Annotated in this window: 15 protein-coding genes; 12 read left to right on the top strand and 3 right to left on the bottom strand. The window is 71.7% G+C overall.

What is annotated here, in order from left to right; genetic code table 11:
* Positions 1–5 precede the first annotated feature (5 nt).
* The 3 genes from O7605_RS16915 to O7605_RS16905 all read right to left on the bottom strand — a co-directional run bounded on the left by O7605_RS16915 (position 6) and on the right by O7605_RS16905 (position 3,406).
* Positions 6–1,529 (bottom strand): ATP-binding protein, encoded by a 1,524-nt coding sequence (locus O7605_RS16915; protein WP_269740072.1) that lies wholly within the window; start codon positions 1,527–1,529, stop codon positions 6–8.
* A 763-nt stretch (positions 1,530–2,292) separates the two neighbouring features.
* Complete coding sequence (locus tag O7605_RS16910) at positions 2,293–2,838, bottom strand: prepilin peptidase (RefSeq protein ID WP_269740071.1); 546 nt, start codon at positions 2,836–2,838, stop codon at positions 2,293–2,295.
* A gap of 217 nt (positions 2,839–3,055) precedes the next feature.
* Entirely contained in the window at positions 3,056–3,406 is a 351-nt protein-coding gene (locus tag O7605_RS16905; protein WP_269740070.1) for a winged helix-turn-helix transcriptional regulator, read from the bottom strand.
* 815 nt (positions 3,407–4,221) lie between these two features.
* Here O7605_RS16905 and O7605_RS16900 point away from each other — a divergent pair.
* The 12 genes from O7605_RS16900 to O7605_RS16845 all read left to right on the top strand — a co-directional run bounded on the left by O7605_RS16900 (position 4,222) and on the right by O7605_RS16845 (position 15,068).
* A complete protein-coding gene (locus O7605_RS16900) occupies positions 4,222–4,752 on the top strand; it encodes a hypothetical protein (RefSeq protein WP_269740069.1) in 531 nt (176 codons plus the stop codon).
* A complete protein-coding gene (locus O7605_RS16895; protein ID WP_269740068.1) occupies positions 4,746–5,609 on the top strand; it encodes a hypothetical protein in 864 nt (287 codons plus the stop codon). The genes O7605_RS16900 and O7605_RS16895 overlap by 7 nt, the downstream gene beginning before the upstream one ends.
* Before the next feature lie 101 nt (positions 5,610–5,710).
* Positions 5,711–6,286, top strand: a complete 576-nt coding sequence (locus tag O7605_RS16890) for an SAF domain-containing protein (RefSeq protein WP_332317178.1) — start codon at positions 5,711–5,713, stop codon at positions 6,284–6,286.
* Positions 6,287–6,306: 20 nt separating this feature from the next.
* On the top strand, positions 6,307–7,041 hold the full coding sequence (locus tag O7605_RS16885; protein WP_269742660.1) for a MinD/ParA family ATP-binding protein: 735 nt from the start codon (positions 6,307–6,309) through the stop codon (positions 7,039–7,041).
* Positions 7,038–8,348, top strand: coding sequence for a CpaF family protein (locus tag O7605_RS16880; protein WP_269740066.1), 1,311 nt, complete (start codon positions 7,038–7,040; stop codon positions 8,346–8,348). Before O7605_RS16885 ends, O7605_RS16880 begins: the two co-directional genes overlap by 4 nt.
* 2 nt (positions 8,349–8,350) lie before the next feature.
* A complete protein-coding gene (locus O7605_RS16875) occupies positions 8,351–9,199 on the top strand; it encodes a type II secretion system F family protein (protein WP_269742659.1) in 849 nt (282 codons plus the stop codon).
* Positions 9,199–10,071, top strand: a complete 873-nt coding sequence (locus O7605_RS16870) for a type II secretion system F family protein (RefSeq protein ID WP_269740065.1) — start codon at positions 9,199–9,201, stop codon at positions 10,069–10,071. Before O7605_RS16875 ends, O7605_RS16870 begins: the two co-directional genes overlap by 1 nt.
* 45 nt (positions 10,072–10,116) lie before the next feature.
* Positions 10,117–10,305, top strand: a complete 189-nt coding sequence (locus tag O7605_RS16865; RefSeq protein ID WP_041799409.1) for a hypothetical protein — start codon at positions 10,117–10,119, stop codon at positions 10,303–10,305.
* A gap of 2 nt (positions 10,306–10,307) precedes the next feature.
* Complete coding sequence (locus tag O7605_RS16860) at positions 10,308–10,760, top strand: TadE/TadG family type IV pilus assembly protein (RefSeq protein ID WP_269740064.1); 453 nt, start codon at positions 10,308–10,310, stop codon at positions 10,758–10,760.
* An 80-nt stretch (positions 10,761–10,840) separates the two neighbouring features.
* Positions 10,841–11,224 (top strand): TadE family protein, encoded by a 384-nt coding sequence (locus tag O7605_RS16855; RefSeq protein ID WP_443083989.1) that lies wholly within the window; start codon positions 10,841–10,843, stop codon positions 11,222–11,224.
* Entirely contained in the window at positions 11,221–11,667 is a 447-nt protein-coding gene (locus tag O7605_RS16850) for a pilus assembly protein TadG-related protein (RefSeq protein ID WP_269740062.1), read from the top strand. The genes O7605_RS16855 and O7605_RS16850 overlap by 4 nt, the downstream gene beginning before the upstream one ends.
* A 32-nt stretch (positions 11,668–11,699) precedes the next feature.
* Positions 11,700–15,068 carry a BTAD domain-containing putative transcriptional regulator gene (locus tag O7605_RS16845; RefSeq protein ID WP_269740061.1) on the top strand — a complete coding sequence of 1,123 codons (3,369 nt, stop codon included), beginning with the start codon at positions 11,700–11,702 and terminating at the stop codon, positions 15,066–15,068.
* Positions 15,069–15,126 lie beyond the last annotated feature (58 nt).

Genomic DNA, 15,126 nt, shown 5'->3' with positions numbered 1-15,126 from the left:
TCATGCTAGGCATTCATGAAGGTGGCGAGGACGTCGGCCCACATCTGGCGCAGCGTCTGTGCATGCCCCCGCTCGGCGCCTCGCCGCAGCGTTGCCTCAGCGCGGGCGGAGGCCAGAAGTGTGAGAGCAACTTGACGAGCAAGGTCGTGGTCTCTGCCCAGCTCACTCATCGCGAGCGGACCATACAGATCGCGATACCAGGGATGCTTCGTGTTGAGTAACACGATGATCTGCCGATCTCGCACGACGACCTCAAATGCGCCCATCGTGGGCAGCTCCGCGGCTGCAATCTGGTACGGCGCGTCGTGCCGGTGCAGGCCATCCACCAAGTCCTTGAGTTCGTCAGGGATGGGCCGGCGCCCGCGCGGCAAGGACGGCAGTGAGGCCTCAGCACGCGCCGCCTGCCGTTCCGCCGCGCTCAGCGGCTCTGCGGCCTTGACGAGCATGAATCGGTTTCGGGCGCGACCGTTTAGCGCACGAGCGATCGTCTCCAGATCCGGTGAGATAATTTCCAACAGTTCTGGTCGCGGTGAGATTGCCTGCTTGGCGTGGGTGATCCCAAAAAGTTCGTCAAGGACCGGGTCGAACCTGATCTCGCACCGCCACCAGTCATCGTAGTTCTCGCGACGTTTACCGCCCATGAAGAACCACCCGCGATCGATTTCGCGGCCCGCGCGGACGATAGAGACCGGCGGGCCAGCCGTAACGCCCATCGTCCGCTTCTCCTCCGTCGACAACCCGTGCCAGCGATCGATCGGAAGTTCACTAAAAGTAACCGATATGGTGCCGGTCGTGGAACCTGCCGGGATCTCGTAGAGGAGATCATCGCCAAACTGTCTACCGCCGGTGATCTTCGACCCAGGTTGCAGACACAGAGGATCGTTTGCTACCACAGGTTGCCCGTTCACCTGGAGGCTGACGCCGTCGGCAAGGAAGTGTCGGTAGATTCGCCCTAGATCGTCCTTGAGCCTCCGGACGAGCGCAGTAGAACGTTTGTATTCCACCCTGTCGCAGCGCGTCAGCCGCACTACTGTACCGGAGCCGGTGTTGGGCACAAACGCCGGCCGGTCGATGTGCTCGACAGGAGGCAGCGCAGCATCACCAGCGTGCACCAGTTCGTCGATGTCTAGCCTCGACCAGAGGACGCCGACACCAGGTCGCCAGGTGTAGACCTCAACGCGCCGGCTTCGGCTGAGCGCACCGTTCGGCAACCCCATGCCGTAGCGCCCCAGCGACCTCCGGTCGTTGAACCGGCTCGTTCCGCCGAAGGTCAGCGCCTCCGCGAGTGTCTGAGCGTCCATGCCCACGCCGTCGTCGACGACCATGATCTCAATTTGCCGGTCGGGGCTACGCGCGGTAGCAACCTCAACCGCGACCTCCCGCGCTCCAGCCTGCAGGGAGTTATCGATCAGCTCCGCGATCGCCAGTCCGGTCGTCTTGTACCCAGTGTCGCGGGTTGCGAAGAGGAAGTTGGCGGGGTTCACGAGCCGAGGCCGAACGACTGGACCGCTGTCGACCTGCGTCGCCATCAGTAACGCCACCTCCTGCCGGCCCATTCGCCGGGTGCGTGATCGTACATTGCCACGTTGAAATGCGATAGATATGTTTTAGACGCGCGTCTTGGCGATAGACTACCTCGGTGTCCGGAGCAGGTACATGACCACGCGGCGACGAATCAGCGCCGATACGCCACTGCCTGAATGCCCCGAGAAGCGCATCGGCCTTTCGTTGCCAGCTCCGATCAGCGATCGACTTGACGATCTCGTAACGCTCGCTGAGGAGACGGGCGAACGAACAAATCGCAAAGAGCTTGTCGCCTCGCTGATCCTCGCTGCGCCCCCGGTAGGTGAGGACGTGGCGCTTCTGCTGCACGCCTACCGGCGGGCCAAGGCCCGGGCTGCACGGCTCAGTGGTAGTAGCGACGAACCAACTGTCCCGATCCGTTCCCACCGCCCCGGGCCCCGCCCGCGCCGCCGGCTCTGACTGAGCCCTCGGGCGCCCGGTCTGGAACTGGTGCCGATAACCGGCCGTGGCGAGCCGACCGGATCGAGGGACATCGTCCTGCTCGCAAAGATCCCAAGCAGGCTTTGGCTCATGCCCAATGAATTTGGCCTGCCAGCTTGCGAGGTGCGCTGCCAAAACACACCGCGATTCTCCGTCGTCGTCCGAATCAACCCGGCTGGACCGCGCGCTGCGTACGGGGCCGCCGGCTCGTCCTCCTGGTAAGGGCATCAGCCGGGCGCTGGGCACATCGAGTCGGGATGTCTGGTCGGCCTGGGCTCACCGTCGCCATTAAGCGGTGAGTAGAAGTGCGGCGAGGGCGCCGGCCACGAGGTATGGCCCGAAGGGCATGCTGCCCTCACCCCGGCGGCCTACCAGGCGGATCAGCGCGGCGGGCGCGGCGAGCAGGTACGGCAGGACCGCGCCGACGAGCACTGCGTCCCAGCCGAGTGTGCCGAGGGCGGCCCCGAGAAGTGCGGCGAGTCGAACGTCGCCGAGTCCCATGCCGCTGCCGGCGATGAGGGCGAGCAGCAGGTACCCGCCGCCGAGCGTTGCGCCGGCCGCCGCAGCGATGACGAGCCGCCGCCCGTCAGCGGTCATCGCGGCCTCGGCAGCGAGGATGGCGAAGACCGCAGCTGCCGCGACGGCGATGACGGGAGTGGGCAGGCGGCGCACGGCGATGTCGACGGCCGCGAGCAGTGCCCCGCTGTAGAGAACGACCAGCCACACCGCCAAGGTCGCAAGGCTGCGCGGCTCTGCAGACCGCAGGCGCATTTCGATGCCGACCGAGGCGACCGCGAGGGTGGTGCTGCCGAGCAGCCACCCGGGCACGCGCATCCACCACCAGCTTGCAAGCCGGTCCCGGCCGCCCCAGAGGGTGGCCTCTGTCGATACCGTGATGTTGTTGCCACATCGGCTGGCTGGCACCGATAGCAGCCGCGCGGCCCGTGGTAGAGCCGCGCCGGCCAGTGCACCGGTGAGCCCGACACCGGCGAGTAAGACGGCCACGTCGAGGTGACTCACCACCACCGAGCCCTCGCGCCCTCGACGCTACTCAGGGGCGGGTGCGGTTGTTGCCCGAGGCCTGGCTGGTCTCATCGCCGTAGGTATCGAGCCATTGCCCCAGGTCGGCCATGAATGACATGAGCACCGGCAGTAGTTCCTCACCGGCTTCGGTCAGGGCGTAGCGGCTGCCCTCAGTGCTTGCGACGTGCCCGACGAGGCCGTGCTCCTGCAGCCGCCGCAGAGCCTCGTTCAGTGATTTCGAGCTGGGCGCAGGGCTGATGGTGTGCAGCAGATCGGTGAAGCGCATGGGCTGCCCCTGCTGCAGCGCGGTCAGGATCTCCAGGGACCACCGGTGTCCGCACAGCCGGACAGCGTCGTAGACGCGTTGAAAGGAATGCACCGCCTTCCCTCCCCGTCAAGGTCGGCTACCCCGAAGAGTGTAAGGGCAGCACTGCGCAGCGTGAATAGTAAAATTCACGACCTCCGAGGGATGAGGTGCTGGCTAATCGACAGACGTGCGTCCTGAAGAGTGGCGCTCGCCCAGCTTGTCGCACGCCTGCGCCAACGCCGCGAGGGTATCGGCAAGGGCCCGACCTGGCCGTGAGAGTAGGTAGACGGACGCGGCATCTGTTACGTCCCAGCTTCCGGCTCCCGAGGCGCGCCGCACCAGTCCAGCAGCCGCCAACCAGCGCAGGTCGCCTGCAAGTTCAGCATCGTCTCGGCAATTTCTAAGCTTCGCCAGCTCGTCCAGGCTGGAGTCGCCGTGGTCGCGCAGCGTGACGAGGGCTGCGACCGCGCTCGCTCGCCGGCCCAGTTCGCGGGCTAGGTCGCGGGGGCAACGAGCCTCGGCACTGCGACTCATATCGGGACTCCCTCGAACTGTTCAGAGGGATTCTAGAGGCATCGATGCCTGCGGGCATAGTGTCGCTAACCCGACACCCGACCGCCGTTTGGTTCTGATTTCAGTGTATTGGCGCTTACCGAAGGGTGCTCACGGAGTCGTAATCACCTGACGGTAAGTACGTTGCGGTAACTGCGGGGTCCGGGTGTAGAGGTGGATTCAGACCGCGCTCCCTGGAACTTCCACGCATCGCTGCAGGAACGCCAGCGCCTGCTGTGGCTGGGCGCACCTGAGGAGGAAAAGTGACTTTCCGTGATCGGCGGAGGCGTCGGGTCAGGCACCGACCATGCCGGCCCCGCAATCCGCTATCCACTGTGGCTGTTCTCGCCGCACTGGTCGCTATTGCGGCTGCGGGCGGCTGCACGGGTGCCGAGCCTGCCGAAGACAGCCGAACTCCGCTGCCATCTGTTCCCGCGCCGACCCAGGACGCCCGCGGCAGAGCCGAAAAAGCGGCGCTGGACGCCTACCGAGGCATGTGGCAGGCCTACGCGAAGGCCGGCCTGACGGCCAATCCGGACGAGCCTTCCCTGCCTGTGCACACCACCGGGGAAGCGTTGACGAACCTGAAGAACGGCCTGGCGAAGCTCCGCCGGGACGGCGAGGTCATCAAGGGCGAGTACCAGTCGGATCCGCAGGTCACGGAAGCCTCGCCCGCTGCCACGCCGTCGAGCATCTCGGTGCAGGACTGCCTGAACACGGCGCGATTCCTCACCTACAAGACGGCGACTGGAGCATTGGCCGATGACGTCCCGGGCGGGAACCGTGCCGTGAGGGCGACCGTGACCCGCGACGACGGCGGCTGGAAGGTGTCCAGCTTCGGTGTACAGGCGGTCGGCTCATGCTGAGGCTTGCTCTGCGCGCTGGGATCGCGCTCTTGATTGTTGGCGTCGGCGTCGGCGCCTTCTCCTCTGCTTGGGCCGACGACGGGCTGGGAAACGTGGACTGCAGCCAGACCCCGAACGCGGCCGAGTGTGACATCAGCGTCGGCACTCCGGGCGGACCGGGCGGCTCGAATGGCGGCAACCAGGGCGGCGGCGGTTCCGATGACGGCTCGGGTGGCGGCGGCGAGGACGGCTGCTACTGGGCGCCGGTCGACGTAGACCTCCCGCCCCCGCCGGGTGAGGGCCCGGAGGGTGGCTGGTATTCGCGGACCTGCGTGGGCAGCGGGCTCGGCTCGCAGGACGTGCCGGTGTGGCTGGACCAGGCGCCGACGGTGAACTTGGCGGCGTTGGCGCAGACAGCGCGTTCTCGGCTGCGCCTGCCCTCGCCGCAGATCCGCACGAATCCCACCACCGCGCCGTTCGTGCTGGTGCAGGTGCCCGTGTGGCTGTGGGTGGACCCAGCGACGTGGGGTGCCCGGTCGGCGACCGCCTCGGTGCCGGGGGTGTCGGTGACCGCGACCGCGACGCCGACTCGGGTGGTGTGGTCCTTCGGCGACGGCAGCGACGACCTGACGTGCGCCGGTCCGGGCAAGCCGTGGAAGCCGGGCACGGACCCGCGGGCGTCGTGGCCGTGCGGGCACACCTACACATCCTCGTCCGCTGTCGCGGCGGGGGCGGCGTTCCGGCTGCGGGCGACGGTGACGTGGTCGGTCACCTGGTCTGGTGCCGGCGGCGGGGGCACTCTCGCCCCGCTCACGACGACCTCGACGGTGTCCGTGCGGGTGGCGGAGTCCCAGGCGATCGTCGGAGCTGTCCGGTGAGCGTCACCACGGACCGTCCCCGGGCGGTGAACACCGCCGCTGCGCACCTGCCGCCGGTGCCCGCCGGTACGCGGCGGGTGGGGCGGCGCAGCGGCCGGCGTGTGGTCGCCGGGCTGCTGCTGGTCCTGGCGACGGTGGTGACGTTTTGGCAGGTGGACCTGCGCCGGCACGCCGACGAGCAGTTCCTCGCCGTCGCGCGGGACGTACCGGCGGGTCAGGTCATCACCGACGCCGATGTGCGGGTGGTGCGGGTGGCGAACCCGTCCGGCCTGGACCTGGTCCCGGCCGAGCGGCGCGGCGGGGTCGTCGGCCGTTCGGCGGCGGTGCCGCTGGCGGCAGGGAGCCTGCTGGTGTCGGCGCAGGTCGGGCCGGCGGCGTGGCCCGCGGCGGGGCAGGCGGTGATCGCGGTTCCGGTCAAGCCGGGCCGGGCCCCGACGAGCCTGACCGCCGGGTCGCGGGTGGTGGTGCTGGTCGCCCCGCCGACCGGAGGCGGGCAGCAGGCGCCGCAGCAGAACAACGGTGTACGCCGGGCGGTGGCCACGGTCGTGTCCGTGGCGGCGGGCGCCGACCAGGTGGGCACGCAGTTGGTGACGGTGCTGCTCGCCGCGGATGCGGCGGAAGCGGTCGCGGCGGCCCCGGGGGACGTGTCGCTGGTGCAGCTCGGCCCGTCCCAGTGAGACGTGAGGAGGTGCGGGAGATGTTGGTGGTGGTGGCGTCGGTGTCCGGCGCGCCGGGCGCGTCGACGGCCGCGTTGGGGATGGCGGCGTTGTGGCCGGACCGTCCGGCGTTGCTGGTGGAGGCCGACCCCGGTGGCGGGGTGGTCGCGGCGCGGTTCGGGCTGGCGCAGGAGCCGGGACTGGCGTCCCTGGCGGCGGCGGCCCGGCACGGCGGGCACACCGGCGGGGCGGCACCGTACGTGCAGCAGGTGCCGCTGGGTTTGCACGTCCTCGTCGGGCCGGGGGCGGCCGAGACCGCCGCGGGGGCGGTGTCGATCCTCGCCGGCCAGGCCGAGGCGGTCGCGCGGTTGGCGCCGGTAGTGGTCGCCGACGCGGGTCGCCTCTACGCCAACAGCCCCTCGTGGGGCCTGTTGCGCTCCGCTGACGCGGTCGTGCTGGTCACCTCGGGGTCGACGGAGTACCTGGATCACCTGGACACCCGCTTGCCGGCGCTGCGTGCCGCGGCGCGGCCGGGTGGTGTCGGGCTGGCGGTCTGCGGCAGGTCCGCCTACACCCCGGCGGAGATCAGTGGGCGCCTCGGTGTCCCGGTGTGGGCGCAGATGCCCGCCGACCGGTGGGGCGCGGGTGTCCTCGCCGGGCGGATGACGGGGCGGGCGTGGACACGTACCCGCCTCGCCCAAGCTTTGCGCGCCCTCGCCGCGTCCCTCGCGGCCGGCGGGCAGCCCGCCGGTGCGGCCCTGGAGGTCGTGCGGTGACCGCCCCGACCCTGAGCGGCGTCACGACCGCGGCGCCGCCGGAGGTGGTGGCGCGGCTGCGGGCCCGGGTCAGTGACCGCCTGGCCGCGCACGGCGCGCAGCTTCCCGACGGCGAGCGGCACGCGGTGATCGCGGGATACATCGCGGAGGAACTCGTCGTCCACGCACGCGAGGACATCTCCGCCGGCCGGGTCCCGCTCACTCCGCAGGCCGAGGCGGCCCTGGCGCGGGCGTTGCGGGACAGCTTCACCGGCCTAGGCGGCCTGCAGAGGTTGATTGACGACCCGCGGGTGGAGGACATCTTCGCCAACGGCTGCGACAACGTGTGGATCCGCACCACCGACGGGCAGGTGCAGCGAGTGCCGCAGGTCGCCGCCTCCGACGACGACCTGGTCGACCTGGTGCGGGTCGCGGCGGCGCGCAGCGGGCAGGAGGAGCGCCGCTTCGACCGCGGTTCGCCCGGCCTGTCGCTGCGGCTGCCCGGCGGGCAACGCCTGTTCGCCGTGATGGCGGTGGCGAAACGGCCCTCGTTGTCGATCCGCCGCAACACCCTGCACCGGGTGACCCTGGACGACCTGCTGCACCGCGGGGAGATCACGGTGGGGTTGCGGGAACTCATCCGGGCGCTGGTGCGGGCGCGCAAGAACATCGTGATCTGCGGAGGCGTCGGCGTCGGCAAGACCACCATGCTGCGCGCCGCCGCCGGCGCGATCAGCCCCCACGAGCGGATCGTCACCGTCGAGGACGCCTACGAACTCGGCCTTGACGAGGACAGCGACGCCCACCCGAACACCACCGCCCTGCAGCAGCGGGAACCGAACCTCGAAGGCGTCGGCGGCATCGATATGTCCACGATGGTGCGCTGGGGCCTGCGGATGCGCCCGGACCGGGTCATCGTCGGCGAGACCCGCGGCGCTGAGGCCGTTCCCATGCTTCTGGCCATGTCGCAGGGCAACGACGGCAGCATGTGCACCCTGCACGCTTCCTCCAGCAAGCAGGCGCTGACCCGGCTGGCCATGTACGTCATGCAGGCGCCGGAGAAGCTGACCTTCGACGCGGCGAATGTGCTCATCGGCCAGGCCGTCGACTTCGTCGTGCACCTGGACGTCGCCACCGACGGCACCCGGGTGGTGTCCTCCATCCGTCAGGTCCTGGAGACCGACGGCACCCAGGTTCCCACCAACGAGATCTACCGCCCTGGCCCCGATCGGCGCGCCATCCCCGCCGCGCCGATCCGCGCCGACACGCTCGACGAGCTCACCGCCGCCGGCCTCAACCCCGACCTCCTCGTCCGGGACCGGTGGTGAGCATGGACCTGCTGCCGATCCTGCTCGGCCTGGGCTGCGCGGCCGGCCTGATCCTCGTCGCCGACGGGCTACGCCGCCGCCCACCCGGCACCCCGACCACCCGGACACGGCAACGGTGGACGTCGGCCGACCGGACCCGGCTCCTCGCGGCCATCGTCGCCGGATTCGCCGCCGCAGCGGCGACCCGTTGGCCGGTCGCGGCGCTGCTGACCGCCGCCGCGGTGTGGGCGCTGCCCCGCGTCCTCGGCCCCGACCGGGAGCACACCCGCGCGATCGCCCGGATCGAGGCGATCGCCACCTGGGCCGAGCTGCTGCGCGACACCCTGTCCTCGGCCGCCGGCCTGGAGCAGGCCATCACCGCCACCGCCCCTGTCACACCCCAGCCCATTCGCCCCCAGGTGCAGGCCCTCGCGGGGGCGGTGCGCGGCGGAGCACGGCTGCCCGACGCGCTGCGCGCGTTCGCCGCCGACCTCGCCGACCCAACCGCTGACCTCGTCGTGCGCGCCCTGACGCAGGCCGCCGGTTACCACGGCGGGCAACTGTCCCAGTGCCTGACCAGCCTCGCCGCCACCGCCCGCGAGCTCGCCGGCATCCGGATGCGGGTGGCCACTAAACGGGCCGCGACCCGCACGGCCGCCCGGGTCATCACCGGCACGTCGGTGGCGATGGTCGCCGGGCTCATCCTGCTCAACCGCGGGTTCCTCGCCCCTTACCGCAGCGTCACCGGGCAGATCGTGCTCCTTGTCGTCGGAGCGGTGTTCGCCGGCGGGTTCTGGTGGCTGACCCGCGCCTCCCGCGTCCCGCAACCACCACGGGTGCTCTCGGCCGACCAGCCCGGGCAGGTGGCGTGATGGCCGCCTTCGTGGTGGCGTGCGGCGTCATCGCCGGGCTCGGCCTCGTCCTGGCCGGCACCGGCCTGCATCCCGCCCGCCCCAGCCTCGCCCAGGCCCTCGACGCCCTGCGCCGCACCCCGACTGCCCCGGAAGAACCAGTGGGGGCCAGGACCCGGCTGCTCGCCGCGCCCCTGCGTGCCCTCGGCCTGCCCCGGCAGCGGATGCGCGCCGACCTCGCCGTACTCGGACGGCCGACCGCCACCCACCTGGCCGACCAGGCCCTCGCGGTCCTCGCCGGCCTGCTGCTGCCCCCGGTCGCGATGGCCGTCCTCGCCTCCGGCGGGGTCAGCTTCGCCGCCGGCATGCCGCTGTGGGCGTCGCTGGCTGGCGCGGCCGGCGGCTGGTGGCTGGCCGAGACCACCGTGCACGCCGAGGCGCAGCGGCGCCGCGACGAGCTGCGTTACGCCCTGTCCGCCGTGCTCGACCTCGTCGTCATCTCCCTCGCCGGTGGCGCCGGACTCGAACAAGCCCTCGACGACGCCTGCGCCGACACCCACGGCTGGGCCGCCGGACGCCTGAACCGTGCCGTGGCCACCGCCCGGCTGCTACGCATCCCGCCCTGGCAGGCCCTCGGCCAGCTCGGCGAGGACACCGGCGTCGTCGAACTGCAGGAACTCGCCGCGACGATGAGCCTCGCCGGCACCGAAGGCGCCCGTATCCGCGACTCCCTCACCATCCGCGCCGCCACCCTGCGCGCCCACCAGGCCGCCGCCCTGGAGGCCCGGGCCAACTCCGCCACCGAACGCATGTCCATGCCGGTCATGCTCCTGGCCGCCGCCTACATGCTGTTCCTCCTCTACCCGGCTGTCACCGCCGTCGACAGCTTCTGACCCCGACACACCAGAAGGAGAAACGCCGTGCACCCCAGCAAGCTGATGGCCCTGCTGACCCTGGCACACCTCACTCTCACCGACCGGGCCCGCCGGCTGCGCGACTCCGGCGACCGGGGCAGCGAGACCACCGAGAAGGTCATGTGGATCGCCCTGCTCGTCACCCTCGTCCTGGCCGTCTACGCCATCTTCCAAGGCAAGATCATCACCAAGATCACCGGAATCAACCTCTAGCCATGCACCGCACGCGACGAGGCAGGCGACGCCGGCTCGGTGGTGACCGCGGGTCGGTCACCACCGAGGTGGTCCTCTACGCGCCCCTGCTGTTCCTGCTTGTCCTCGTCGGCGTGCAGTTCGCCCTGTGGGCCCTGGCCCAACTCGGCGTCCAGCACGCCGCGAACCACGCCCTGCAGACCACCAGGGTGTCCGGCGGCACCGCCGCCGCCGGCCGCGCCGACGCCGCAACCGTCCTCGACCAGGTCGCCGGGCAGGTCGTCGTCGACCCGCGCGTGTCGGTCACCCGCACCGCCGACACCGCCACGGTGGCCGTGGCCGGCCGGGTGCCCGCCGTCGTGCCGTTCCTGCGCCTGCAGGTCAGCACCCAGGCCAGCGCCCCGGTCGAGCGTTTCCGCCCCTCGACCCTGTCGCTGGCCCCCTCGCCTCCTGGAGTGGAAGGAGACTCGACGTGACCCGCGAGCAGCGCCGCAGCCGACGCCCACGCCGCCGGGTGCCTCGGCTGCGGGGAGACCGGGGTTCGGTCAGCGTCGAGATGGCGCTGAGCTACGTACCGCTGATGGTCCTGGCCGCCCTCGCGGTGGTGGCGTGCCTGCGCCTGGCCTCGGCCGCCATCGACGTCAACTCCGCTGCCGCCGCGGCGGCCCGCCAGGCGGGCCTCGCCCGCACCCCCGGCGAGGCCCGCGCCGCAGGCGCCGATGGCGCCTCCGCCACCCTGGCCGGGCGGCCCTTCACCTGCCAGCCGTCCACCGTCACCGTCGACGCCGGCGCGTTCGTCCCCGGCGGGCAGGTCAGCGCCACCGTGGCGTGCACCGTCCGCCTCGAAGACCTCTACGGCCTCGGCCTGCCCGGCACGATCACCATCCGCGGCACCTCCCACCAGCCCCTCGACACCTACCGCGGGACGTCCACGCCATGAACCGGCTGCGTACCCGCCTGCGGCAGGCCCGCCACGACGACCGAGGCCAGATCACCCCGTGGACGATCTTCGGCGTCGTTCTCGTCCTCGTCCTCGCCGGCCTGGTCCTCGACCTGGGCCTGGGCATGTCGGACAAGGTGCGGCTGCTCGACGTCGCGCAGGGCGCCGCCCGGGCCGGCGCCCGCGAGATCGACCTCGCCACCTATAGGGCCACCGGCACTGTCCAACTCCAGCCCGCCCAGGCTGCCGCAGCCGCGCGGAGCTTCGCCCAACAGGCCGGTGTCGACGGGCAGGTCACCGCGTCCGCTACCCCCACCGCCGTCACCGTCACCATCAGCGGCACCCGGCCCACTCAGCTGCTGCACCTCGTCGGGATCAGCGCCCTGCCGGTGTCCGCGACCGCGACCGCCAGCCCTCTGACCGGCGTCACCGCACCGAATTGACCAGGACCGCCACGCCACGACCGGGAGCGCCAGTGTTCGCATTCCTCGCCGCCACCGCCCGCCGGCTGGCCGGACTCGGGATCCTGGTGCTGCTCACCGCCGGCGTGCCGTACGCGCTCATCCGATACGTCGGCTGGCCGCTACCCCGCGAGGTCCCCACCTGGCAGGACGTCGGCACCGCCCTCACCTCACCGCTGACCGACGCCATGCTCGGCAACGCCGTCGTGTGCCTGCTCTGGGCGGTGTGGGCGGCATTCATCTGGTCGCTGATCGCCGAGGTCGCCGAAACCGTCACGGGCATCCGCCTGCCGCAACCCCGAGCCATCGCCCCGGCCCGCGGGCTCGCCGCCATCCTGGTGGCCGCCATCAGCGGCGGCGTCCTCGCCACCGCCGCCCAGGCCGCACCGACCCTCACCCCGCCAGCCCAGGCAACAACCGCCCACACCAGCGCCACCGCTCCGGCTACGGCGACCGCCGTGCCCAGCAGCACCGTGCGGCTGGTGAGCACGGATGAGCACCACACGCAGACCTGGCAGACAGCCGCGTCGACGTCCGCCCTGCCGGACATGAGGGACCCGCTGCCGGGGCGGCTGGTAGCGGGCCATGTAACGCTCGTGTCATCCGGGCAGACCTACACCTGCGAGGTGCGGCGCGGGGACACCCTGTCGAAGATCGCCCAGCAGTGGCTCGGCGACGCCAACCGGTGGCCGGAGATCTTCGCCCTCAACCGGGGCACCCACTTCCACGACGTCGGCGGCACCCTCACCAACCCGAACCTGATCTATCCCGGCTGGACCCTGGAACTGCCCGACGACGCCACACCACCCGTCGGCACACCCCGGACCCCGCCACCCGCCGACCCCCCGGCGGCAGGCCCCGAACAGCCGACACCCGGCACCGCCGCGCCCGCGCCGACACCACCGAGCCAACCCACCCAGCCGCCACCCGATGCGCCGTCCGCGAGACCGTCGACAGGCTCCACCACCCCGGCACCGCACGACGGTGACGACGGCATAGTCCACGTCCCCTCGCCGTCGGTCTCCACCGCGCCCGCTGACCCGCCGTCGGCCTCCGGAGCCTCGACGACGCCCCGCCCCTCGGTCAACGGGCAGCAGACACCCGGGCCGCGAACGGAGGCGTCACCCGGAGTCTCACTCGGCACCGGCAGCTGGCTCGACGCCGGGCTCGTCGCCGCGATCCTCGCGGCCGTCGCCCTCGTCTGGGCCCACCGCCGCCGCCGCTACACCCGCCGGCCCGTGTCGGCCGACCTACGCCTGGACGACCCCGACGTGGCGCCCATGCCGCCCGTGGTGAACCAGATCCGCCGCCGCCTGCGCCACGCCACCACGACCTCCACCGACCCGGCCGGCTACGAAGGTCCGGACGACGACCTCGGGCTGTTCACCGACCCCGACGGCACCGAAGCAGACGACAACATCTCCGTATCGGACGGCCCTGACACCTCCGATCAGGACGCCGACCTTCTCGACGACGACCGTCCGGAGATCGCCGGGCGGCACGACCAGAACGTCGCCCTCGACGACGCCGGTCTCGACGACGAGGACGACCACGAGAAGCCGGCGCCTGTCGCGAACCCGAGCGCAGGAGACGACACTGCGCTCCGTCCGGTGGTGCCATCGCTGGCGCACCCGCTCGCTACGGTCTGGCCGCCCGCCGGCCTGGGACTCACCGGTCCCGGCGCGGAGGCCGCCGCCCGCGGGTTCATGGCCGCCGCCCTGGCCGCCGGGGGCCTCGACGCGCCAGAAGACCGCACCTGGCTGGTCATGCCGTCAGCGACCGCGGCGACGCTGCTCGGCGCCGGTGCCGTCACGCTGCCCCAAACGCCGCGGCTGACCGTCACCGGTGGACTCGACGAGGCACTCGACCTGCTCGAGGCGCAGACCCTGCACCGCAGCCGCATCGCCTACGCCTACGAGGTCGACACCGCCGCCGAGGTACGCACGGCGGACCCGACCGGGGAGCCGATGCCGCCAGTCCTGTTGCTCGCCGACGCCGACACCCGCCACCAGCGCACCCGCATCGCCGCGCTCCTCGCCCAAGGTCAGCGCCTTGACATCCACGGCGTGCTGCTGGGCACATGGCCCGACGGCGACACCGTCGTCGTCGCCGCAGACGGCACCACCAGCCGCGCCCAGGGGGAAGGCTCCCGCCACGGTGGCCACCCGGCCGACATCGGCCGACTGGCCGTCCTCACCCCGACCGAGACCAGCGACCTGCTCGTCACCCTCGCCGAATCCCACACCGGCCAGCCGCAGGCTCCCGCCCCGACCGAACCCGTCACCACCGCCCAGGCCACGACCGCCGCACCCGATGCGCAACCTTCGCCCGACACCGAGCCGGCGCCAGCCGACGTCCCCTTTTGCGAGGGTGACCACCTGCCGGCATCCGGCCCGGAGCCCGTGCCCGCCGCCCCGACAACAACACCAGGCAGCGCCGACAGTCAGACCACCCCGGGCACCCAGGCAGCGGCGACAACTCCGCCCACCGGCGCCCATGCCCGCGGCATGGAGACTCCCCGCGACGGTGCGCCCCCGCCCGCCTTGGAGGAACCGGACACCGACGGCACGGCCGAGAACAGCCAGGAGACCAGCCACGGGAGGGTGCAGGTCACCGTCCTGGGCACCGCCGCGATCGTCGACGTGCCGCCCGGGCCGACGCTGCGCAAGAAATCCCTCGAAGTGCTCGTCTACCTGGCCGTGCACGACGGCGACGCGTCCGCCGAGGCGATCCTCGACGATCTGCTCCCCGACGCTCCCGCCAACAAGGCACCCGGCCGGCTCTACACCTACGTGTCCGACCTGCGCACCATCATGCGCCGCACCGCAGGACGTGGCACCTACCTCACCCACCCCCACCAGCGGTACGTCCTCAACCGCGACGCCGTCGACGTGGACCTGTGGCGCATGCGCGCCGCGATCCGCGACGCCAACCAGGCCACCGACCCGGCCGAGCGCCTCGCCGCGCTGCGCCGCGCGGTCGACACCTACCGCGGGCACCTGGCCGACGGCGCCGACTACGAATGGATCGAGCCCTACCGCGAAGCCACCCGGCAGCAGGCACTCGACGCCTACCTCGCCCTCGCCGACGCCCTCGCCGACAACCCCGCCGAGCAGCTCACCGTCCTCGACGCCGCGATCGGCCACAACCCGTACGCCGAAGAGCTGTACCAGCAGGCGATGCGGGCGCGTGCCGCGCTCGGGCACCTCGACGCGATCCGCAGCCTGCGCCGTTCTCTGACTCGCGCCCTCGGCGAGATCGACGCCGAACCCAGCGATGACACCATTGCCCTAGCCGACGAGTTGGTCGCCCAGGTGCAGCGTCCCGCCCGCCGACCGGACCTGCGGCCGGCACCCCGGCCCGGTGACGGAGCCGCCGCATGACCGCCAAAGCGCTGCCCCTACCCACTTCCGCTACTCAAACCCCCGCCCCTTAGGTGGC

Source organism: Verrucosispora sp. WMMA2121 (assembly GCF_027460185.1).
GTDB lineage: Bacteria > Actinomycetota > Actinomycetes > Mycobacteriales > Micromonosporaceae > Micromonospora > Micromonospora palythoicola.
The sequence above is the reverse complement of the archived record's forward strand: the minus strand, read 5'-3'. Positions and strand labels throughout refer to the sequence as shown.